24 protein-coding genes are annotated in these 19,990 nt (G+C 55.9%); 17 read left to right on the top strand and 7 right to left on the bottom strand.

Annotation, left to right across the window (positions count from 1 at the left end; all coding sequences use genetic code 11):
- Positions 1 to 128 precede the first annotated feature (128 nt).
- The 8 genes from AC2CF9_RS15830 to coaD all read left to right on the top strand — a co-directional run bounded on the left by AC2CF9_RS15830 (position 129) and on the right by coaD (position 8,300).
- A complete protein-coding gene (locus tag AC2CF9_RS15830) occupies positions 129 to 1,253 on the top strand; it encodes a glycosyltransferase (RefSeq protein WP_484557459.1) in 1,125 nt (374 codons plus the stop codon).
- Positions 1,254 to 1,295: 42 nt separating this feature from the next.
- On the top strand, positions 1,296 to 2,405 hold the full coding sequence (locus AC2CF9_RS15825; protein ID WP_484557432.1) for a glycosyltransferase family 9 protein: 1,110 nt from the start codon (positions 1,296 to 1,298) through the stop codon (positions 2,403 to 2,405).
- Complete coding sequence (locus tag AC2CF9_RS15820) at positions 2,402 to 3,403, top strand: glycosyltransferase (protein ID WP_150018403.1); 1,002 nt, start codon at positions 2,402 to 2,404, stop codon at positions 3,401 to 3,403. The genes AC2CF9_RS15825 and AC2CF9_RS15820 overlap by 4 nt, the downstream gene beginning before the upstream one ends.
- A 72-nt stretch (positions 3,404 to 3,475) precedes the next feature.
- Positions 3,476 to 4,552 (top strand): putative lipopolysaccharide heptosyltransferase III, encoded by a 1,077-nt coding sequence (rfaQ, locus tag AC2CF9_RS15815; protein WP_484557431.1) that lies wholly within the window; start codon positions 3,476 to 3,478, stop codon positions 4,550 to 4,552.
- Positions 4,545 to 5,678, top strand: a complete 1,134-nt coding sequence (locus AC2CF9_RS15810) for a glycosyltransferase family 4 protein (RefSeq protein WP_484557430.1) — start codon at positions 4,545 to 4,547, stop codon at positions 5,676 to 5,678. The genes rfaQ and AC2CF9_RS15810 overlap by 8 nt, the downstream gene beginning before the upstream one ends.
- An 85-nt stretch (positions 5,679 to 5,763) precedes the next feature.
- Complete coding sequence (gene waaA / locus AC2CF9_RS15805; RefSeq protein WP_484557429.1) at positions 5,764 to 7,038, top strand: lipid IV(A) 3-deoxy-D-manno-octulosonic acid transferase; 1,275 nt, start codon at positions 5,764 to 5,766, stop codon at positions 7,036 to 7,038.
- Between the two features lie 3 nt (positions 7,039 to 7,041).
- Complete coding sequence (locus tag AC2CF9_RS15800) at positions 7,042 to 7,818, top strand: glycosyltransferase family 2 protein (RefSeq protein WP_150018407.1); 777 nt, start codon at positions 7,042 to 7,044, stop codon at positions 7,816 to 7,818.
- A complete protein-coding gene (gene coaD, locus AC2CF9_RS15795) occupies positions 7,815 to 8,300 on the top strand; it encodes a pantetheine-phosphate adenylyltransferase (protein ID WP_039381263.1) in 486 nt (161 codons plus the stop codon). Before AC2CF9_RS15800 ends, coaD begins: the two co-directional genes overlap by 4 nt.
- Here coaD and mutM read toward each other — a convergent pair whose 3' ends face one another.
- The 4 genes from mutM to radC form a co-directional block, all read right to left on the bottom strand.
- Positions 8,301 to 9,110 (bottom strand): bifunctional DNA-formamidopyrimidine glycosylase/DNA-(apurinic or apyrimidinic site) lyase, encoded by an 810-nt coding sequence (gene mutM, locus AC2CF9_RS15790; protein ID WP_039381267.1) that lies wholly within the window; start codon positions 9,108 to 9,110, stop codon positions 8,301 to 8,303.
- Positions 9,111 to 9,188: 78 nt separating this feature from the next.
- The gene (rpmG, locus tag AC2CF9_RS15785) at positions 9,189 to 9,356 is read right to left on the bottom strand and encodes a 50S ribosomal protein L33 (RefSeq protein ID WP_001051798.1); all 168 of its coding nucleotides are present in this window, start codon (positions 9,354 to 9,356) and stop codon (positions 9,189 to 9,191) included.
- Between the two features lie 11 nt (positions 9,357 to 9,367).
- On the bottom strand, positions 9,368 to 9,604 hold the full coding sequence (gene rpmB, locus AC2CF9_RS15780) for a 50S ribosomal protein L28 (RefSeq protein ID WP_010616494.1): 237 nt from the start codon (positions 9,602 to 9,604) through the stop codon (positions 9,368 to 9,370).
- 243 nt (positions 9,605 to 9,847) lie between these two features.
- Positions 9,848 to 10,504 (bottom strand): RadC family protein, encoded by a 657-nt coding sequence (gene radC, locus AC2CF9_RS15775; RefSeq protein WP_484557428.1) that lies wholly within the window; start codon positions 10,502 to 10,504, stop codon positions 9,848 to 9,850.
- Between the two features lie 189 nt (positions 10,505 to 10,693).
- Between radC and coaBC the strand changes: the two genes are divergently transcribed.
- The 3 genes from coaBC (at position 10,694) to slmA (ending at position 13,059) form a co-directional block, all read left to right on the top strand.
- Positions 10,694 to 11,914 carry a bifunctional phosphopantothenoylcysteine decarboxylase/phosphopantothenate--cysteine ligase CoaBC gene (gene coaBC / locus AC2CF9_RS15770; RefSeq protein WP_484557427.1) on the top strand — a complete coding sequence of 407 codons (1,221 nt, stop codon included), beginning with the start codon at positions 10,694 to 10,696 and terminating at the stop codon, positions 11,912 to 11,914.
- The gene (gene dut, locus AC2CF9_RS15765; protein WP_039381277.1) at positions 11,892 to 12,350 is read left to right on the top strand and encodes a dUTP diphosphatase; all 459 of its coding nucleotides are present in this window, start codon (positions 11,892 to 11,894) and stop codon (positions 12,348 to 12,350) included. Before coaBC ends, dut begins: the two co-directional genes overlap by 23 nt.
- Positions 12,351 to 12,462: 112 nt before the next feature.
- Positions 12,463 to 13,059 (top strand): nucleoid occlusion factor SlmA, encoded by a 597-nt coding sequence (gene slmA, locus AC2CF9_RS15760; RefSeq protein ID WP_094111963.1) that lies wholly within the window; start codon positions 12,463 to 12,465, stop codon positions 13,057 to 13,059.
- A gap of 74 nt (positions 13,060 to 13,133) precedes the next feature.
- On the opposite strand, the gene pyrE is transcribed toward slmA, so the two are convergent.
- From pyrE to AC2CF9_RS15745, 3 genes are all read right to left on the bottom strand, one after another.
- Positions 13,134 to 13,775: an orotate phosphoribosyltransferase gene (pyrE, locus tag AC2CF9_RS15755; RefSeq protein WP_150018411.1), complete on the bottom strand. Its 642-nt coding sequence runs from the start codon at positions 13,773 to 13,775 to the stop codon at positions 13,134 to 13,136.
- A gap of 50 nt (positions 13,776 to 13,825) precedes the next feature.
- Positions 13,826 to 14,542, bottom strand: coding sequence for a ribonuclease PH (gene rph / locus AC2CF9_RS15750; protein WP_094111962.1), 717 nt, complete (start codon positions 14,540 to 14,542; stop codon positions 13,826 to 13,828).
- A gap of 98 nt (positions 14,543 to 14,640) precedes the next feature.
- On the bottom strand, positions 14,641 to 15,057 hold the full coding sequence (locus AC2CF9_RS15745; RefSeq protein WP_484557426.1) for a DUF3574 domain-containing protein: 417 nt from the start codon (positions 15,055 to 15,057) through the stop codon (positions 14,641 to 14,643).
- 133 nt (positions 15,058 to 15,190) lie between these two features.
- Here AC2CF9_RS15745 and AC2CF9_RS15740 point away from each other — a divergent pair, with 133 nt between their 5' ends.
- From AC2CF9_RS15740 to AC2CF9_RS15715, 6 genes are all read left to right on the top strand, one after another.
- Positions 15,191 to 16,054 carry a YicC/YloC family endoribonuclease gene (locus AC2CF9_RS15740; protein ID WP_150018413.1) on the top strand — a complete coding sequence of 288 codons (864 nt, stop codon included), beginning with the start codon at positions 15,191 to 15,193 and terminating at the stop codon, positions 16,052 to 16,054.
- A gap of 184 nt (positions 16,055 to 16,238) precedes the next feature.
- Positions 16,239 to 17,498, top strand: coding sequence for a tyrosine-type recombinase/integrase (locus tag AC2CF9_RS15735; protein WP_484557425.1), 1,260 nt, complete (start codon positions 16,239 to 16,241; stop codon positions 17,496 to 17,498).
- 95 nt (positions 17,499 to 17,593) lie between these two features.
- On the top strand, positions 17,594 to 18,481 hold the full coding sequence (locus AC2CF9_RS15730; protein ID WP_484557424.1) for a hypothetical protein: 888 nt from the start codon (positions 17,594 to 17,596) through the stop codon (positions 18,479 to 18,481).
- A 105-nt stretch (positions 18,482 to 18,586) separates the two neighbouring features.
- The gene (locus AC2CF9_RS15725) at positions 18,587 to 18,796 is read left to right on the top strand and encodes a helix-turn-helix transcriptional regulator (protein ID WP_484557423.1); all 210 of its coding nucleotides are present in this window, start codon (positions 18,587 to 18,589) and stop codon (positions 18,794 to 18,796) included.
- Complete coding sequence (locus tag AC2CF9_RS15720; RefSeq protein ID WP_484557422.1) at positions 18,796 to 19,215, top strand: hypothetical protein; 420 nt, start codon at positions 18,796 to 18,798, stop codon at positions 19,213 to 19,215. The genes AC2CF9_RS15725 and AC2CF9_RS15720 overlap by 1 nt, the downstream gene beginning before the upstream one ends.
- 12 nt (positions 19,216 to 19,227) lie before the next feature.
- Positions 19,228 to 19,989, top strand: coding sequence for a Rha family transcriptional regulator (locus AC2CF9_RS15715; protein WP_484557421.1), 762 nt, complete (start codon positions 19,228 to 19,230; stop codon positions 19,987 to 19,989).
- Position 19,990 lies beyond the last annotated feature (1 nt).

Raw genomic sequence — 19,990 nt, 5'->3', positions numbered from 1 at the left:
TATGGCAGACTTTTTACAGCATTGGTTCATTTGCCGATAAACGTACTCATATCGGAAAGATAATAGCTTAGTTTCACCACCAGGCTGACAGGCAGGCAGAGGTAGATAATTTGTCGAAACGCATTTTAATGGTGATCGATGGTTTGCCCGGCGGCGGCGCCGAAAAAGTCGTCTTAACGCTGGCTGAGGGTTTTATTTCCCTGGGACATCGTGTCTCGATTTTCTCTCTGCGAAAAATATGCGATTACCCTATCCCTGCAGGCGTGGATTATCAGGTGGTGTGCGATCACAGCGCCCGCCCGTGGCGAAAAATGACAGAAACCGTACGTCGTGCGCGCTTGCTTGATGAGGCGGTACGCCAGAGTGAAGCGCTGAACGGCAAGTTCAGTTTAATCTTTTCCCATTTGCACAAAACCGATCGCATTGTCAGGCGAGCCCGATCGCTTGATGCAGCTAAAACCTGGTACTGCCTGCACGGCGTCTTTTCTGCCTCCTATCTGGGACGTAAAACAGGTTTTTCCCGCTGGTTAAAGCAGCTAAAAATACGTTATGTCTATCAGGGGCGTCAGCTGGTCGGCGTGTCACAGTATGTTATCGATGATCTGATAAAGAATGTCGGCGTCAGGCCACACCTGACCCGCGTTATTTTCAATCCTTTCGACTTTGATCGGCTCGACGAACTGGCGGCCGCGTCCTGCCCGCTGGCCGGCCAGAATTACCTTGTCCACGTAGGACGCATTCATGAGGCAAAACGTCAGGACCGCTTGCTCGACGCCTATGCGCGGAGCGGCATAATGGCTCCCCTGGTGTTGCTGGGTCAGGGCAGCACGAAACTCCTGGAAGCGTTACGCCAGCAGGCGCGAGATTTGGGCATTTCAGAGCGTGTCCGTTTTGAAGGCTTTCAGCAAAACCCTTATCCGTGGATCCGCCATGCTCAGATGCTGGTGGTGAGTTCAGATAGCGAAGGGTTTGGCAACGTGCTGGTTGAGGCTTTACATTGCGGCACGGCGGTAGTCAGTACACGCTGCCCCGGTGGCCCGGCTGAGATCCTGACCGGCCCGCTCTCCCGCTGTCTGGCCGATCTGAACGCCGCGTCGCTGGCAGAAAAAATGCGCGATGTGTATACCAGCCCCCCCGATTTACAGCACCTCGATTTGAGCATTTATAGTCTGGCTACTATTTGTCAGCAATATCTGCAGCTGGATCCTGTAACAGAAACATCATTTTCAACGGCACGCCATGTTTCGAATTAAGAAATCCCCGGTGGGATGCGGCCAGAATATGGGGATAATTGCTTGACCTACATTATTATATTTATCATTTTCTGCCCGATTAAATGGGTGATGAAGCTGTTCCGGACGCGTAGCGGAAAAAATCTGGTCATTCAGACCGCCAAAATTGGCGATTTTATTAATATCACTCCGCTGCTCACGCACCTCGGGAAAAGCGATGCGCTGCTGAGCAGAAGCGTTGCGCCGCTCGCCAGCAATGACGCTACCCTTGAACACATCTGGTATATCGAAGAGTATCGTTCCGGCCTGCTTAAAAAGCTCAAATTGGTCTGGCATTTGCTTAATCGCTACGACAATATTTATCTGCTGCACCCGACCAACCTGAATCTGTTTATTGCCGCCTGCTGCAATGCGGATAATAAGCAGTTTCTGTCCAGCTATCGCCGCAAGGGGTATCAGAACCTCTTCTATTACACCGCAAGCGGCGAAGTACAGCATGAAAAAAATACGCTGACGCTGGAAAACTATCTGAAGCTCGCCGATCGCTCTTTCACTAAAGAGAGTTACCCCAAACACGCGACGCTGCCGCTATGGCAGCCTGATTCACTGCCCCCAGAGATCACAGCGTGCGCGGGAACGCGTATCGGTATCAGTGTGACCGCCGGTAATCAGGCCAAAACCATTCCGCCCGCTATCTGGCAGCGTTTGTTTGACCACCTGAGCGACCTTCACTGCACCTTTTTTGCTTTTGGTGCGCCAAATGAACAGTCGCGCGTTCAGGAGCTATTCAAAACAGCGGGGCATCGCGACAACCTGATCAGTCTGGTGGGGAAAGTGTCGCTGGAAGCGCTACCGGCCGTTATCGGCGAAATGGATTTCTATATCGCCTCCGATTCCGGCAATGTGTACATCGCTGATGCACAGCAGGTACCGGTGATTCTGATTTATGGTCCCTGCTGTGTAGAAGAGCAGAGGCCGCTGGGCGATGTACTGTTGATTGGTCCTGACCATATCGCGCCCTCTTCTTTTGTATTTGATGCGCAATATAAATTCGCGCATCCGGTTGAACAGCTTTTCAACCTGGATCAGCGTAAGCTGAGTGATATCCACGATTTTATTCGCACCCGACAGCAGCAGCGTCTGGCGCGTCGAAACAATGAAATGACCTCATGACAGCCCAGCCAGAACATTCCACGCCATTACTCAGCCTTATCATTCCGATGTTCAATGCCGGTACTGAGTTTGCTGCCTGCCTCCAGGCGCTGTTAGCCCAGACGCTGACCGATCTTGAGATTATCATCGTCGATGATGGCTCAACTGACGGCTCCGGCGAGCAGGCAGACGCTTACGCTGCACGCTATCCGCATATCCGTGTGATCCATCAGGCCAACGGCGGCGTGTCCCGGGCGCGAAATGCCGGCCTGGCGATCGCGCGCGGTAAGTACGTCAGCTTTCCCGACGCCGATGACACCATGGATGCGACGATGTACCAGACGCTGACAGAAATGGCAGAGCGTGATGGACTTGATGCGGCACAGTGCAACGCCGAGTGGTATTTCAAAGCGAGCCAGCGTACCAGACCGCTTATTCCTCACGATCGTCTCACCAGCACCGCTGTGCTGAGCGGCCCCGAGTGGTTGAATACTGCTCTCAGGACGCGGCGTTACATGCATGTTGTCTGGCTCGGCATCTATCGCCGTGAGCTGATTACGCGCTGCAATCTGCTGTTTGAGCCGGGGCTGCATCATCAGGATATTCCCTGGACCACGGAATTTATGTTTAACGCCACGCGCGTGCGCTATACCGATCGTGTGCTCTATCGCTACTACATGCATGACGCTTCCATCAGCAACCGCAAACGCACCGGCCAGCGCAATGTAGAGTATCAGCGTCACTACCTGAAAATTGCGCGCATGCTGGAAGAGCTGAACCAGCGTTATCGCCGTCATATCCGCATTTATCCGATGTTTCACTACCAGATCACGCATGAAGCGCTCAGCGTCTGTCACGCTATCCGGCGCGAGCCTGAAGCGGATGCGCGGCAGGCGATGCTGGCGGATCTGTTCAGTACAGGCACGCATAAACGTATGCTGCGCAATGCGCGTGGCCTGAAACAGTGGTATCAGCTGCTGCTGTGGCTGAACCGCATTTATCGCTGGCGCCAGAAATAAGCACCACTGCTCGCTTTAACCCCTTTCGGGTTTGCCCTACAATCGGCTCACTGAATCCTGAGATCAATAAGTATGGCAAGCCCGATTCCAGCCCGGTTCACCCCACAATCTATTTTAGTGATCAAACTGCGCCATCATGGTGACATGCTGCTGACAACGCCTGTCATCAATGCGCTGCGCGTGCGTTACCCTGATGCACATATCGATGTGCTGCTCTATAAAGAAACCCGGCCGATGCTGGAAGCGCATCCGGCAATTCGCCAGCTGCATATTATCGATCGCAGCTGGAAAAAAGAGGGCAGCCTGCAGAAACTGCGCCATGAACTGGCGCTCCTCTCCGCCGTTCGCGCCTGCCGCTACGATCTGGTGATCAACCTCGCCGACCAGTGGCGCAGCGCCATCATTACCGGCCTGTCAGGTGCTGCGGTGCGCATTGGCTTTGCCTATCGCAAACGCGACAACGCCCTCTGGCGCTGGTGCCACAATCAGCGCGTCTCCACCACCCGGCATCATCAGCTGCATACGGTTGAACAGAATATGAGCGCGCTGGCTCCGCTCGGAATCGACGTAACAAATGCAGTCGCATCGATGCATTTCAGCGAAGCCGATCGGCAGAAAGTAGATGCTTTGCTGGCGCAGCAGCAGATCGCCGGGCCATTTATTGTGCTGCAGCCTACGTCGCGCTGGGTATTTAAATGCTGGGACGATGAAAAGATGGCGCAGCTGATCGCGGCGCTCTCTGATGAAGGGCATACCCTGGTGCTGACGGCAGCACCGGATAAAAAAGAGCTGGCGATGATAGCGCATATTCAGTCGCTCTGCTCCACCTCACGCGTGGTATCCCTTGCCGGCCAGCTGTCGCTGCCGCAGCTGGCCGCGCTGATTGATGCGGCGCAGCTCTTTATTGGTGTCGACTCTGCGCCGATGCATATGGCAGCGGCGCTGGATACGCCCTGCCTGGCGCTGTTCGGGCCGACGAAGCTGCAGCACTGGCGCCCATGGGGCAATAATAACCGGGTGATCTGGGCAGGTGATTATGCGCCGCTGCCGTCGCCCGATTCGATCGATACCCGCACGGAGCAGCGCTATCTTTCCGCCATTCCGGTCGCCGATGTGCTAACCGCCGCAAGGAGCTATTTGCATGAATAAAATACGTCTGGCTATCGTCCGGCAGAAATATCGCCCGGACGGCGGAGCCGAACGCTTTATTTCACGCGCGCTGGAGGCGCTGGATAGCGAGCAGCTGGATCTCAATATCATTACCCGCAGCTGGCAGGGCACGCCCAATCCCGCCTGGCATCTGCATATCTGCAACCCGGCAAAGTTTGGCCGCATCTCTCGCGAGCGCGGTTTTGCACGTGCAGCGCGCGCCTGCTGGGAGCGGGAACAGTTTGACCTTGTTCAGAGTCACGAGCGCATCGCCGGGTGCGACATTTTTCGTGCCGGCGACGGTGTACATCGGGTCTGGTTAGAGCAGCGGGCGCGCATTGTTTCCCCGTGGCAGCGTCTGAGTGTAGCGCTCAGCCCCTACCATCGCTATGTGCTGCAGGCTGAAGCGGAGATGTTTAACGATCCGTCGCTCAAAGCGGTGATCTGCAACTCTGAGATGGTGAAGCGGGATATCCTGCGCTACTTCACGCTGGATGCCGGCAATATTCACGTGATCCACAATGCCATCGACAGCAAACGCTTTCAGCCCGCGACACCCAGCCTGCGCCATGCGGCGCGCCATCAGCTGCGGCTGCCGCAGGATGCGCACGTAATGATCTACGTCGGTTCCGGGTTTGAGCGCAAAGGGCTGAAAGCAGCAATTGAAGCGGTGGCGCAAACCGATCGCTATCTGATTGTGGTCGGTCAGGATAAACAGCTGTCGCGCTATCAGCAGCTGGCAAACCAGCTTAACTGTCTTGATCGCCTGCGCTTTGCCGGCGTTCAGCAGGATGTGCAGCCGTTCTATCACGCCGCCGATGCGCTGCTGCTGCCAACGCTGTACGATCCGTTTCCGAATGTGGTTCTGGAAGCCATGGCCTGCGGACTGGCGGTGATCACCAGCACCGGCTGCGGCGGAGCCGAGTTTATCCGCCAGGGTGAAGAGGGCTTTGTCTGCGACGCGCTGGATATCCACGCGTTAAAAGAGGCCGTGCTGGCGGTGCCTGCACTGTCAGACGACGCTCGGATGGGCGCCGCTGCCCGCCGCCGGGTGGAACCTTACGGGCCTGAGCGGCTGGCCAATGCGCTGACCTCGCTCTACCAGCGCGTGCTGAACCCGCGCTGACGAAGTGATGTGAGCAGGCGGTGAATTTCTGATAGTATGCCGCCTTTCTCCGGTTTTTTGACGCGAATATGTCGTAACGATAACTATGACGACCCTGTATACCGCCCTGCTCTATCTGATTCAGCCATTTATCTGGCTGCGCCTGTGGCTGCGCGGTCGCAAAGCGCCGGCCTACCGTAAACGCTGGGCTGAGCGATATGGCTACTGCACCGGCAAGGTGGAGCCGCACGGTATCGTGCTGCATTCAGTATCGGTAGGTGAAACGCTGGCTGCGGTACCGCTGGTGCGGGCGCTGCGCCATCGCTATCCGTCACTGCCCATCACCGTGACCACCATGACGCCCACTGGCTCAGAGCGCGCGCAGTCGGCATTTGGTAAAGATGTACACCATGTTTACCTGCCGTACGATCTGCCCGGTGCCATCAACCGGTTTCTGGATACGGTTGATCCGCGTCTGGTGATCATTATGGAAACCGAGCTGTGGCCAAATATCATTCGCATCCTGCACCAGCGCGAGATTCCGCTGGTCATCGCCAACGCCCGTCTCTCTGAGCGTTCCGCCCGCGGCTATAAAAAGCTGGGTGGCTTTATGCGCGATCTGCTGCAGAGCATCACGCTGATCGCGGCGCAGAACAGCGAAGATGGCGACCGCTTTCTCAGCCTGGGCCTGAAACGGTCGCACCTGGCGGTCACCGGCAGCCTGAAATTTGATATCTCCGTTACGCCAGAGCTGGCAGCCAGGGCCGTTACGCTGCGGCGTCAGTGGGCATCGCGCCGTCCGGTGTGGATTGCCACCAGCACGCACGAAGGTGAAGAAGCCATCGTGCTGGATGCCCACCGCCAGCTGCTGCAGCAGTTTCCCGATCTGCTGCTGATCCTGGTGCCGCGTCATCCTGAACGCTTTAAGGATGCGTGCCATCTGACGCAAAAACGCGGCTTTACGTTTATGCTGCGCAGCAGCGGTGCGGTTCCTTCCGCCACCACACAGGTCGTGATTGGCGACACCATGGGTGAACTGATGCTGCTGTATGGCATTGCCGATCTCGCTTTTGTCGGCGGCAGTTTGGTTGAACGCGGCGGTCATAACCCGCTTGAGCCTGCTGCTCATGCCATCCCGGTGTTGATGGGGCCGCACACCTGGAACTTCAAAGATATCTGCGCCAAATTGCAGCAGGCAGAGGGGCTGATCACGATCAGTGACGCCGCTGCGCTGGAGAAAGAGGTCGCCAATCTGCTGCAGGATGATGACTATCGTCGCTATTATGGCCGTCACGCCGTTGAGGTTTTGCATCAGAATCAGGGCGCGCTGCAGCGCCTGCTGCAGCTGCTGGAGCCTCACCTGCCACCGCGAGCACACTAATTTATGTCACAACGCCAACGTCTTTCGGTCGTGATGATCGCCCGGAATGAAGCTGAACTGCTGCCTGACGCGCTGGCATCTGTTGCCTGGGCTGATGAAATCATCCTGCTTGATTCGGGTAGCAGTGACGCCACCGCAGAGATTGCCCGGGCGCAGGGCGCGCAGGTTTATGAAGCGCTGCCGTGGGCAGGCTATGGCAAACAGCGCCAGCGCGCGCAGGCATTCGCTACCGGAGAGATGATCCTGATGCTGGATGCTGACGAGCGCGTGACTCCGGCGCTGCGCCGCTCCATTGAGCAGGTGCTGTGCCAGCCGCCTTCTGCCACGGTTTATAGCCTTAGCCGCAGCAATTTTTTCCTCGGCCGTTTTATGCGTCACAGCGGCTGGTATCCGGATCGCGTAATGCGCCTCTATCCGCGCCACCTCAGCTATAACGACAATCTGGTGCATGAGTCGCTGGAGACGCAGGGCGCGCCCGTGGTGACGCTGCCTGGCGATCTGGCGCACCTCACCTGCCGCGATCTGATCGCGTTTCAGCGTAAGCAGATGAACTATGCCGAAGCCTGGGCGCAGGAGCGCTTTCAGCGCGGCAAGCGCTGCGGCCTGTTCGCCATTTTCTCCCATACGCTGGGGGCGTTTGCCAAAACACTGCTGCTGCGCGCCGGCTTTCTGGACGGAAAACAGGGCTGGATCCTGGCAGTGGTTAACGCGCAGTATACGTTCAATAAATATGCCGCGCTCTGGGCGCTGCACCATACTTCTGCACAAGGCCGCGTATGAGTACGAAAGCGATATATCCCGGCACGTTTGACCCGATGACGCTCGGACACCTTGATATCGTCACGCGCGCGGCCCGCATGTTTGATCGTCTGGTCGTGGCGATTGCTGCCAGCCCCGGTAAGAAACCGCTGTTTACGCTGGACGAACGCGTCGATTTAGCGCGTCAGGCCACCGCGCATCTGACTAACGTTGAGGTCGTGGGCTTTAATGAGCTGATGGCTGATTTTGCCCGGACGCAGCAGGCGAACGTACTGGTACGCGGCGTGCGGGCGGTGGCTGATTTTGAGTACGAATCACAGCTGGCACAGATGAACCGCCATCTGCTGCCCGCGCTGGAAACGGTATTTCTGCTGCCGTCGCAGGGCTTCTCATTTGTGTCGTCGTCGCTGGTAAAAGAGGTGGCGCGTCACGGCGGTGACGTGCAGGCATTCCTGCCTGCCGTCATTCATCAGGCGCTGCTGGCCAGACTGCAGCAGCCGTGATCAGTGCTGACAGTGCGGACACCAGAAGGTGCTGCGCTGTCCATGCCGGCCGCTGAGGATCGGCGTGCCGCAGGCGCGGCAGGGTTCGCCAGCGCGGCCATAGACCTGCAGCTGCTGAGCAAAATAGCCTGGCTTCCCGTCAGTCTGTAGAAAATCGCGCAGCGTGGTGCCTCCCTGCTCAATAGAGCGCAGCAGCACCGCTTTTATCGTGTCCACCAGCAGCGTCGCTTCCGCCTCGCTCAGGCTTCCCGCCGCCCGATCCGGCAGTATACCGGCGGTAAACAGCGACTCACTGGCGTAAATATTGCCCACCCCGACCACAATCTTATTGTCCATCAGCCACTGCTTGATGGCGGTACGCTTGCCGCGCGAGCGGGTAAACAGATAGTCGCTGCTGAAGGCGTCGCTGAGCGGCTCCGGTCCAAGATGGGCCAGCACGCTGCTGCCCGCCGGATCGGCGCTCCAGAGCCACGCACCAAAACGTCGCGGGTCGGTATAGCGCAGCACTTTGCCGTTACTCATGACCAGATCGACATGGTCATGCTTTTCTGCCGGCTGTTCACCGGGCAGAATGCGCAGGCTGCCGGACATGCCGAGATGAATGATGATCCAGCCATGAGGCAGCTCCAGCAGCAGATACTTTGCCCGCCGCTGCACGCTCAGGACCGGCTGATCGCTCAGCGCGTGGATTTCACTGGAAACTGGCCAGCGCAGGCGCCCATTGCGCACAATAGCGTGCAGAATGGTTTCCCCCACCAGGTGTGGCTCAATACCGCGTCGGCTGGTTTCTACCTCAGGTAATTCAGGCATCGCATCTCCTCAACGTGTTGACATAGCGCACAAACAAAAAACCCGGCCGGAGCCGGGTTTTTCGCAAGAACACCAAAATTACTTAATTTTGGCTTCTTTGTAGATCACGTGCTGACGTACAACCGGATCGAACTTTTTCAGTTCCAGTTTCTCAGGTTTAGTACGCTTGTTCTTCGTGGTGGTATAGAAGTGACCTGTACCAGCAGAGGAAACCAGCTTGATCTTCTCACGAATACCTTTAGCCATGATTCAGTTCCTTAGTACTTCTCACCACGGGCGCGGATTTCGGCCAGAACCGTATCGATGCCCTTTTTATCAATAACACGCATACCTTTAGCAGATACACGCAGAGTAACGAAGCGCTTCTCGCTCTCAACCCAGAAACGGTGAGAGTGCAGGTTCGGCAGGAAACGGCGTTTCGTCGCGTTCATTGCGTGGGAACGGTTGTTACCGGTCACCGGACGCTTTCCAGTTACCTGGCAGACTCGTGACATTTCTATTCTCCAAAAATCAAATCAGCTCGAGCTTTAAAAACATAGGTTTTGGCCGCCTCGTCAGGCCTTAGCCCGCCAGGCGAGTTCCATGTGAACCCGCTAAGCTGGCCCAAACGCCAAACCCGAGATTCTCAAAGGTGGCGTAGTATACGCCGCTCAGCTCAAGTGCTCAAGTCCCGAACAGATAAAGATCCCTCCGGATCGCGCAAAAACGCCGTATTTCTGCCCGATTGAGGCGTAAAACTATAGCCAGCCGCGCTCAGCGAATGAGGTAAACTCGCCGTGACCGATCACCAGATGGTCCAGCAGGCGAATACTCAGCAGCGCGCACGCCTGAGCAATTTTGGTGGTAATTTCCCGATCGGCGCGGCTCGGATCGGCGTGTCCCGAAGGGTGATTGTGCGCCAGAATCACCGCTGCGGCGTTGATTTTCAGCGCTTCCCGCACAATTTCGCGCGGATGAACCTCCACGCTGCTGATTGAGCCGGAAAACATCTTCTGTGCCTGCAGTACCCGATGCTGGTTATCAAGAAACAGCACCATGAAAATTTCCCGCTTCTCATGGGCCAGTACGCTTTGCAGATAGTGACGTGTGACCTGCGGATTCTCCATCACATTTTCACGCGCCAGCTGGCTGGCAAAAAAACGCCGTCCCAGCTCGGCTATCGCGTGCAGCTGGGTCAGCTTTGCCCGGCCAACGCCTTTAATCAGGCTCAGTTCTCGCTCGCTGGCGGTCATGATGCGATACAGTGAGCCAAACTCATTGAGCATCTGCCGCGCCAGCGCCATAACGCTGATGCCGTGCGTACCGGTGCGCAGAAAAATCGCCAGCAGTTCGGCATCATCCAGCGACTCTGCGCCCGCCTGTATCAGTTTTTCCCGTGGTGCCAGTTTCTTCATTACGCTACTCCCTGTGGCGGAGGATCAGAATGCGCGCTGGCGGTCAGCGATGCCAGTACTGCATTTCTCTTTTCAGAGATGCCTCGCAAAGGGCACGGTCGGTGAACAGGCGGCCGGACGGTTTTATGATAAAGTTGGCCTGTCTGCTGCGCCGGGCGCGGCATCATGCGTTAAGTAGAGGCAAACAACATGACTGGATTAGCCGGGAAAAAAATTCTGCTGGGCGTCAGCGGCGGTATCGCTGCCTATAAAGCGCCGGAGCTGGTGCGACGTCTGCGCGATCGCGGCGCCGAGGTGCGCGTAATGATGACCTCCGCAGCCCGGGCCTTTATTACCCCGCTCAGCCTGCAGGCGGTCTCCGGCTATCCGGTGTTTGATGACCTGCTCGATCCCGCTGCCGAAGCCGCGATGGGTCATATTGAGCTGGCTAAATGGGCTGACCTGATTGTACTGGCTCCCGCCTCGGCTGATTTAATCGCCCGCATTACCGCCGGGATGGCCAACGATCTGGTAACTACCGCCTGTCTCGCCAGCGACGCGCCGCTGGCGCTGGTACCGGCGATGAATCAGCAGATGTACCGCGCCGCCATCACGCAGGAGAACCTGCAGCGCCTGCAGCAGCGCGGCGTCATGATCTGGGGACCGGATAGCGGCAGCCAGGCGTGCGGTGACACAGGACCAGGCCGTATGCTCGATCCGCTGGCGATTGTGGCACATGCGCTTCAGTGGGCCGAGCCAGTCCGCGATCTGCAGCATCTCAGTATCATGATTACCGCGGGTCCGACCCGCGAAGCGCTGGATCCGGTGCGCTATATCAGCAACCACAGCTCAGGCAAAATGGGCTACGCGATAGCAGCCGCCGCGGCCCGACGCGGTGCCCGCGTCACGCTGGTCTCCGGTCCGGTCACGCTGGCCGCCCCCGCCGGCGTGCAGCGTATCGACGTGACAACCGCGCTGGAGATGCAGGCGGCGGTGATGGCGCAGATCGGCCAGCAGCATATCTTTATTGCCAGTGCCGCCGTGGCGGACTATCGCGCGGCAACCGTTGCAGCTGAAAAAATGAAAAAACAGGGTGACGACAATAACGTCACGCTGCAGCTGGTGAAGAACCCGGATATTGTCGCCGGCGTGGCGGCACTGCAGGAAAATCGTCCCTACGTAGTGGGATTTGCCGCCGAAACCCGGAATGTGGAAGAATACGCGCGGCAAAAACGCGTACGGAAAAATCTGGATCTGATTTGCGCTAACGATGTCGCGCAGGCGGGTCAGGGTTTCAACAGCGACACCAATGCGCTTCACCTTTTCTGGCAGGAGGGAGAAAAACGCTTACCGCTCAGCGATAAGTCGCTCCTTGGCCAACAGTTAATAGACGAGATAGTCAGCCGTTATGATGAAAAAAATAGACGTTAAAATTCTTGATGCGCGCGTTGGCAGCGACTTTCCGCTGCCCGCTTACGCCACCTCTGGCTCTGCAGGTCTCGACTTACGCGCCTGCCTTGATGAGGCGCTGGAGATCGCGCCAGGTATGACTACCCTGGTGCCGACCGGCCTCGCCATCCATATCGCTGACCCGACGCTGGCCGCGGTGATCCTGCCGCGCTCCGGCCTGGGTCACAAGCACGGTATCGTGCTCGGTAATCTGGTCGGCCTGATCGATTCTGACTACCAGGGACAGCTTATGGTTTCAGTCTGGAACCGCGGTCAGGAGCACTTTACCCTGCAGCCGGGCGATCGTCTGGCGCAGCTGGTGTTTGTGCCGGTGGTACAGGCGGAATTTAACCTGGTCGAAGATTTTGATACCAGCGATCGCGGTGCAGGCGGTTTTGGCCACTCTGGCCGTCAGTAAGTTACCACTCTTCATTTAGCCATCTTGTTAACGCATGTCGCTGCAGGTAATTACCTGCGGCAGACAGGCAGGTATTGCCTGTATTTAATGAATTTCAGGGGTGTTGAAGGTCATGGCAGAGAAAAAAGTCGCGAAAAGGAACCGTCGCGAAGAGATTTTGCAGACGCTGGCGCAGATGCTGGAGTCAGGGGATGGCACCCAGCGAATTACCACCGCCCGGCTGGCCGCTAACGTAGGCGTTTCCGAGGCGGCCCTCTACCGCCACTTCCCCAGTAAAACACGGATGTTTGACAGTCTGATTGAGTTTATCGAAGAGAGTCTGATTACCCGCATCAATCTGATCCTGAATGACGAAAAAGAGACCACGACACGATTGCGTCTGATTGTGCAGCTTATCCTGGGATTTGGTGAGCGTAATCCGGGGCTGACGCGTATTCTGACCGGCCACGCGCTGATGTTTGAACAGGATCGCCTGCAGGGACGTATTAACCAGCTGTTTGAGCGCATTGAAACGCAGATGCGTCAGGTGATGCGCGAAAAGAAAATCCGCGACGGAGAGGGATTCCGGACAGATGAAGCCCTGCTGGCCAGCCAGCTGCTGGCGTTTTGTGAAGGCCTGCTGTCGCGCTTTGTCCGTTCTGAGTTTCGCTACAGTCCGACCGCGGAGTTTGACAGCCGCTGGCCGCTGATAGCCGCGCAGCTGATTTAATCTCTTGCCTGCCGGGCCAGGCGTGTACCAGCGCGCCTGCTGCGGCCGTCACTGATGGCGGCCGCAGTGCGGTTTCAGATACCGTATTCGTTACGGTAAGCGCGGACCTTCGCCAGATGGTCTGCCATCTCCGGCTTCTCAGCCAGATAATCAATCAGATCGCTCAGGGTAATAATGGCGGTGACCGTACAGTGATAGTCGCGCTCGACTTCCTGAATCGCTGATATCTCCCCGCGCCCGCGCTCCTGGCGATCGAGTGAAATCAGGACGCCAGCCAGCGTGGCATGATGCGCGCTGATAATCTCCATCGATTCGCGAATCGCCGTACCGGCGGTGATCACATCATCAACCAGCATCACTTTGCCTTCCAGCGGACTGCCCACCAGCAAACCGCCTTCACCGTGATCTTTTGCTTCTTTACGGTTAAAGCAGTAGGGCACGTCGCGATCGTGATGGTCGGCCAGCGCTACAGCGGTGGTCGTGGCGATGGGAATACCTTTATACGCCGGGCCAAACAGCAGGTCGAAACTGACACCGCCGTCAACCAGCGCCTGCGCATAGAAACGCCCCAGCAGGGCCAGATCGCGTCCGCTGTTAAACAGGCCGGCATTAAAAAAGTAGGGGCTTTTTCGTCCCGACTTCAGGGTAAACTCACCAAATTTCAGCACCCCTTTATTCAGGGCAAATTCAATAAACTGACGCTGCCAGGCTTTCATCTCTCACTCCTCAAATAAAGAAAAGGCGACCCGGAGGTCGCCTTAGTACATCAACTGGATAGCGCAGCCTTCTGCGCCTGAATCAACTGTTCAATCCCGCCTCGCGCCAGCGCCAGCAGTGTTAACAGCTCCTCGTGGCTGAACGGCTCGCCTTCTGCGGTACCCTGCACCTCAATCATGCGGCCATCTTCCATCATCACCACGTTCATATCCGTTTCCGCTGCGGAATCTTCAACATACTCCAGATCGCACAGCGCCTCGCTGCCAACGATACCGACGGAGATAGCGGCTACCATGCCTTTCAGCGGGCTGCTCTTCAGTTTACCTGCGGCAACCAGCGCATTCAGCGCATCCGCCAGCGCCACGCAGGCGCCGGTGATTGACGCGGTACGCGTGCCGCCGTCCGCCTGAATTACATCGCAATCCAGCGTGATGGTGTATTCACCCAGCGCGGCGAGGTCGACCGCAGCACGCAGCGAGCGGGCAATCAGACGCTGGATCTCCAGCGTACGGCCACCCTGCTTGCCTTTGGCCGCTTCGCGCGCCATGCGGCTGTGGGTTGAACGCGGCAGCATGCCATATTCTGCGGTTACCCAGCCCTGACCTTTACCCTTAAGGAAACGCGGCACGCCTTCTTCGACGGTCGCGGTGCAGAGCACTTTGGTTTCACCAAATTCAACCAGAACCGAGCCTTCGGCGTGTCTGGTGTAGTGACGGGTAAGGGTAACGGGGCGCACTTCAGAAGTGCTACGGCCTGCAGGACGCATAGGTTCTCTCCGGCTTGCTTGAGTTTGGCTGCGCATTATACGGATTTCAGCCGCAGCTGTCCCGCGCGCGTGGGGCAGATCGACGATTCTCTTTCTGCTCAGCGGACAGCAGCGCAGACCAGCGTATCGATGCGGGTGGTTGTTTTGGCGTTAAAGCGCGTACGATACCGGTCGCGCGCGCGCTCAATCACGGCAGAAAAGGCGACATCTGGCGGATAGAGCAGCACCACAACCCGGCGCGCTTCTCCCTTTCCTGTGGCGTCATAGCTTGTCAGCGTATCGCCAAAGTGCGGCATCAGCTCCTCACGCAGAAACGGCTGCCATTCCCGCTCCGGTACTGCACTCAGCCACAGCGTGGTCTGCATCATCATCTCTCCGGCACCACACAGCGCCACCGGTGCGTTGTGCTGCGGGATCGGCTGCAGGCGCGCGGGTGCAGTCTGGCATCCGGCCAGCAGCAGCAGTGCCACAAAGCTGCAAACAGATTTATACGCAGTACGAAACAGATCGGACATCATCATCGCCGGGTAATATGCTCGCTCAGGATCAGTGGGCCTGCTCTAAACATAGCAGCGTTTTGCTATCCCTATCCCGCCGCACCGCACGCCGCTATAATGCGCAGAACATTCCCTGAAAGAGTACAAGCTTATGATCCGCAGTATGACCGCTTACGCCCGTCGCGAAGCCAAAGGCAGCTGGGGCAGCGCGACCTGGGAACTGCGCTCGGTGAACCAGCGCTATCTGGAAACCTATATTCGCCTGCCGGAACAGTTCCGCGGCCTGGAGCCGGTGATCCGCGAGCGCATCCGCACCCGCCTGACGCGCGGCAAAATTGAGTGCCATCTGCGTTTCGATGCCGATCCGGGTGCGCAGGGCGAGCTGCAACTGAACGAAGCGCTGGCAAAACAGCTGGTGCAGGCCGCCAACTGGGTAAAAATGCAGAGCGATGAGGGTGCCATCAATCCGCTGGATATTCTGCGCTGGCCGGGCGTAATGTCAGCACCGGAGCAGGATCTGGACGCCATTAATGCCGAATTGCTGACGGCGCTGGATGGCGCGCTGGATGACTTTATCGAAGCGCGTGAAAGTGAAGGTAACGCGCTGAAGAGTCTGATTGAGCAGCGTCTTGCCGGCGTGTCGCAGGAAGTCAGCAAAGTACGTGCGCAGATGCCGGACGTGCTGAAATGGCAGCGCGAACGCCTGGTGACCCGGCTGGAAGAGGCGGAAGTTCAGCTGGAGAATAATCGTCTGGAGCAGGAGCTGGTCATGATGGCCCAGCGCGTTGACGTGGCGGAAGAGCTGGATCGCCTCGACGCGCATGTTAAAGAGACCTACAACATCCTGAAGAAGAAGGAAGCGGTCGGCCGTCGCCTCGACTTTATGATGCAGGAGTTTAACCGCGAGTCGAACACCTTAGCCTCTAAATCGATCAATGCAGATATCACCGCTGCAGCCATTGAGCTGAAGGTGCTGATTGAGCAGATGCGCGAGCAGATTCAGAATATAGAGTAACGACGCACTAAAAATCACTAAGCAGCAGAGCATCAGCAAGGCCCGCACATAGCCGGGCTTTTTGTTATCAAGAGCTAGCATAACGACGCATGAAAGCGCATGATTATGATGTACACCTTGGTGTACCCACAGCGTTAAATTAAATTCTGTGGGTGTACACCACTAATCAGCACTGGATTCAGCGATGCCAAAACTTACTGACGCACAGATACGCGCATGGATTAAATCCGGCGAGAGGTTTGAAGGGAGATCGGACGGCAATGGACTTTATCTGTCGTACCGCGAGAATTATCAAACGCCCGTCTGGCGCTTCCGCTATAAATTATCTGGTAAAGCACGGGCAATGCTTATTGGCTCATATGCTGAGCTTTCGCTGGCTAAGGCAAGGGAAACGGTTAAGGAGCTTTCCGCGCGGGTGGCGCTGGGTTATGACGTGGCCGGAGAGAAACAGCAACGCAAAGCTGATGCGTTGGCAAAGATTGACGCAGAGAAGAACGCAATGCGTGTATCACAGCTGGCTGCTGAATACTTCGAGCGTCAGATCCTGCCACGTTGGAAGCATCCCGATATATTGCGCCGCCGTATAGATAAAGACATAAACCCTTGCATCGGCAATATGAAGGTTGAGGATGTTAAGCCTCGCCATATTGATGACATGCTAAAAGGGATTGTTGACCGCGGCGCCCCAACTATAGCCACTGATGTTCTGCGCTGGACTCGCCGCATATTTGATTACGGCATCAAGCGCCACACTCTGGAAGTTAACCCCTGCTCTGCCTTTGAGATATCTGACGCTGGTGGCAAAGAGGTTAGCCGCGACCGCTGGTTAAGTCGTGATGAGCTAATAAAGCTGTTTGATGCCATGCGAACGGCAAAAGGCTTCAGCCGCCAGAATGAACTCACCTTTAAGCTACTGCTGGCGCTGTGTGTCAGGAAGATGGAGCTATGCGCTGCCCAGTGGGTTGAGTTCGATTTAGAAGAAGGGGTATGGCACCTGCCGGCCGAGCGCACCAAGAACGGTGATGCGATAGACATCCCGTTACCGCCGCCAGCGTTAGCTTGGCTGAAAGAGCTTCACACCTTTTCCTGCAATAGCAAATGGGTGCTGCCCGCCAGAAAGATGCAAAACCGCATGATCCCCCATATTCAGGAAAGTACTTTGCCGGTTGCTCTAGCAAAGGTACGTGCTGAAATGGCCGATGTTCCCAACTTCACCATTCACGATTTCCGCCGCACGGCGCGCACACATCTTGCTGCGCTGGGATGTGATCCGGTCGTAGCAGAGCGCTGCCTTAACCACCGTATTAAAGGTGTCGAGAGTATCTATAACCGGCATCAGTATTTCGATGAAAGGAAGGCTGCGCTTAGCCAGTGGGCCGACCTGCTGGTAGCGCTGGAGCGTGGAGAGCAATACAACGTGACGCCTTTGAGAAAGGCTAAGTAACAGATGAGATTGAGCCTAGCCCGACGGGGTGAAAAGCGGCCTACCTTGCCACCTGGCTCAATCCCTCTTTAAGGTAAAGCGTAAAAGGTAACGCTATGAATAAGTTATTCCGTCTTAAAAACTGGCTGACGCTGGAAGAAACAGCTCAGAGGTTATCTCTAACAATGGAAGAAAAGATAACAATTGCTGACTGCTTACAATTAGCTTTAGACGGACATTTGATAATCTCTGCGCTTCTGAGTGAGAGCCGACATGTTGTTTTTGCCGAGCTTGTGAAAACCACCAAGAGAAAACAGATGACTAAATCGATCATCAGCACTAACGATAGTGGTGCCATGGTCACGATGCTTGATGGTGAGATATTCATGTCTAACCAACAGCTTGATTATGAGTTTGAAGATATTGAAAGAGTCAGTAGCGTGTTCAAGATTCGCCATGGTATCTATGATTTACCAATGGTGGGCGCAGAAGCACTTGACGTCATGCACCTGCTGGACATTGAGCAGAAAAGAAATCCTCGAAAGCTCTTTGATATGGAAGGTGCTTTTCTAATGATTGAAGGGGCTATGGTTAATATTATGGCTCCATTCAATAAATTCAAATTCAAGACAAATAACGATGGGCAAATTCAGGAGTTTGATCCTGAAAGGCAGCAATTTGTTGACTACAGCAGTGGAAAATACAGCTCTTTCTTTTACCCTGACGATGGTCTGGGCGACGTCGAGTTCGTTTTCAGGCGAGAGAGCATTGAGATATTTGAGAGGAACATTCAGCAAACCAGCGATCAGCCTTTAACACTTGATGAAAGCCTTTTAGTCATCGGCTCAATTCTCAACTCCCTGAAAAAAGCTCAGACAACATCAAAGCGCTGGACACAAGACGCATTGAAGGCAGAGATTCTCGATAATGACCAACGCATTAGCGCGAGAACGCTTGATGATTATTTTTCCGCTTCAAATAAATCATTTAAAACAGAAAGTTAAGTTCGCACCGAAAACCCATTTTTCGCTGCGATGCTTTCTCTGAGACCATTAGCAATTATGAGCCTGTAACGACGCATAAACCACCATCAAGGGGTTACGGGCAACATGACAACACTTCAAGAAACATCATTACCCACCAGCGGCTATATCCGCCGCTTCCGCCTGGCTCAAGCGCTGGGCGTCCATGTAGCAACCATTGATCGCTGGGTTCGAGATAAGCGACTTCCATCGCCGGTTAAATTGGGCGAGAAAAGCACGGCATTTAACGCTGCCGAGGTAAATCGCTGGCTGGCAGAACGGCGCGAGGTGGCGTAATGGAAATGAAAAACCGCCCATTACAGGCGGCCAATCAGGGAGCTGACGCCTCTGATATTACGACTGCTATAGCTATTAAGCCAGCGCCTAAGAAGCACCGAGCTCGTGTCTTCATGCTCCGTAGCGGGGCTAGTGGATTTACTGAGAATGAACTTCTTAGGCATTGCCGCCTGTCTTCTGGACGTAATTACGCCAGTGAATTAGAGCGCCAGCTAGATATTCGTCTGGAACGCATTGACGAGAAAAACCCGGATGGGATCGGAAGCCACTTCCGTTATCGCTTCACCTGCAGGGCTGACGTTCTGTGTGTTATCCGCCTGATGAAATACAGCGCCTCTGTTGGTGGCTATATAGGGCTAACGGATCACGAAGCCAACGCCATCTTATTGCTTTATCCGGACGCATTCAGCGCAGCTTAACGGAGCCTGAACATGAACCAGAAAATTGCGGCTAGTAATGGCCGGAGCATCACTCACCCTGAAAACAGCCAGGAGCTTATTTTGACGCAGCACAAACAGGAATCTCGCGTTGATTCCCGGCTATTCGCGCAGCGTGTCAGAATTAAGCATAAAAACCTCTATGCCCTTATCCAGAACCATAAAGCAGAGCTGCGCGAGCTAGGCACGCTTCCGTTTCAAACGGAGACGTGCGCCCACACTACCGGAGCAACGACACTGAAATATGTACTGCTCAATGAGCACCAGTTCGATTATCTCTGCCGTATTGTTCGTGGCCGAGATGCTGCCGGAATGAAGCGCCTCAAGCTGGAGGTAACCAAGGCGTTCGCACACCGCCGCGCTGCTGAGCCGATCCGCCGTGAATATCTGCCCTGCTACCATGGAAGCCGCGACGGCCTTAAAGCGCTGGGCGCTAAGCAGCACCACTACATCAATCTGGCGCGCGCAGAGACCCATGCGGTGCGTTACGTGGGTGAGCACAGCGGCATTGTGGTTTACCCGGCAACAGAGCGATTTTCACTGGCGCTCAACGTTGAAGAGCTGATGCTGAAAGATTACACACATGATGCCCTCTACCAGAAAGCGCTCATGCTTTATCCGTCAATGCTGGAACCATCTGCAGATGGTGGCATGACTCTCTCCGCGTGGGGGCGAGACAGCATGGCCATGCTTCATGATGGCTTTATCGAGCTTCTCAATACTGAAGGCATTCCTGCCGTACCGACAGCGCATTAAG

This window comes from Pantoea sp. SYBGC1 (assembly GCF_057197005.1).
This window is presented reverse-complemented; position numbering and strand designations above follow the sequence as displayed.

Coding starts and splice junctions, on each gene's coding strand:
- mutM (WP_039381267.1), bottom strand. CDS start 9,110: ATGCCTGAATTACCTGAGGTAGAAACCAGCCGACGCGGTATTGAGCCA.
- radC (WP_484557428.1), bottom strand. CDS start 10,504: ATGAAGAAACTGGCACCACGGGAAAAACTGATACAGGCGGGCGCAGAG.
- slmA (WP_094111963.1), top strand. CDS start 12,463: ATGGCAGAGAAAAAAGTCGCGAAAAGGAACCGTCGCGAAGAGATTTTG.
- rpmG (WP_001051798.1), bottom strand. CDS start 9,356: ATGGCTAAAGGTATTCGTGAGAAGATCAAGCTGGTTTCCTCTGCTGGT.
- AC2CF9_RS15745 (WP_484557426.1), bottom strand. CDS start 15,057: ATGTCCGATCTGTTTCGTACTGCGTATAAATCTGTTTGCAGCTTTGTG.
- waaA (WP_484557429.1), top strand. CDS start 5,764: ATGACGACCCTGTATACCGCCCTGCTCTATCTGATTCAGCCATTTATC.
- AC2CF9_RS15730 (WP_484557424.1), top strand. CDS start 17,594: ATGAATAAGTTATTCCGTCTTAAAAACTGGCTGACGCTGGAAGAAACA.
- AC2CF9_RS15735 (WP_484557425.1), top strand. CDS start 16,239: ATGCCAAAACTTACTGACGCACAGATACGCGCATGGATTAAATCCGGC.
- coaD (WP_039381263.1), top strand. CDS start 7,815: ATGAGTACGAAAGCGATATATCCCGGCACGTTTGACCCGATGACGCTC.
- AC2CF9_RS15830 (WP_484557459.1), top strand. CDS start 129: ATGGTGATCGATGGTTTGCCCGGCGGCGGCGCCGAAAAAGTCGTCTTA.
- AC2CF9_RS15820 (WP_150018403.1), top strand. CDS start 2,402: ATGACAGCCCAGCCAGAACATTCCACGCCATTACTCAGCCTTATCATT.
- pyrE (WP_150018411.1), bottom strand. CDS start 13,775: ATGAAAGCCTGGCAGCGTCAGTTTATTGAATTTGCCCTGAATAAAGGG.
- coaBC (WP_484557427.1), top strand. CDS start 10,694: ATGACTGGATTAGCCGGGAAAAAAATTCTGCTGGGCGTCAGCGGCGGT.
- rph (WP_094111962.1), bottom strand. CDS start 14,542: ATGCGTCCTGCAGGCCGTAGCACTTCTGAAGTGCGCCCCGTTACCCTT.
- AC2CF9_RS15800 (WP_150018407.1), top strand. CDS start 7,042: ATGTCACAACGCCAACGTCTTTCGGTCGTGATGATCGCCCGGAATGAA.
- dut (WP_039381277.1), top strand. CDS start 11,892: ATGATGAAAAAAATAGACGTTAAAATTCTTGATGCGCGCGTTGGCAGC.
- rfaQ (WP_484557431.1), top strand. CDS start 3,476: ATGGCAAGCCCGATTCCAGCCCGGTTCACCCCACAATCTATTTTAGTG.
- AC2CF9_RS15715 (WP_484557421.1), top strand. CDS start 19,228: ATGAACCAGAAAATTGCGGCTAGTAATGGCCGGAGCATCACTCACCCT.
- rpmB (WP_010616494.1), bottom strand. CDS start 9,604: ATGTCACGAGTCTGCCAGGTAACTGGAAAGCGTCCGGTGACCGGTAAC.
- AC2CF9_RS15720 (WP_484557422.1), top strand. CDS start 18,796: ATGGAAATGAAAAACCGCCCATTACAGGCGGCCAATCAGGGAGCTGAC.
- AC2CF9_RS15740 (WP_150018413.1), top strand. CDS start 15,191: ATGATCCGCAGTATGACCGCTTACGCCCGTCGCGAAGCCAAAGGCAGC.
- AC2CF9_RS15810 (WP_484557430.1), top strand. CDS start 4,545: ATGAATAAAATACGTCTGGCTATCGTCCGGCAGAAATATCGCCCGGAC.
- AC2CF9_RS15725 (WP_484557423.1), top strand. CDS start 18,587: ATGACAACACTTCAAGAAACATCATTACCCACCAGCGGCTATATCCGC.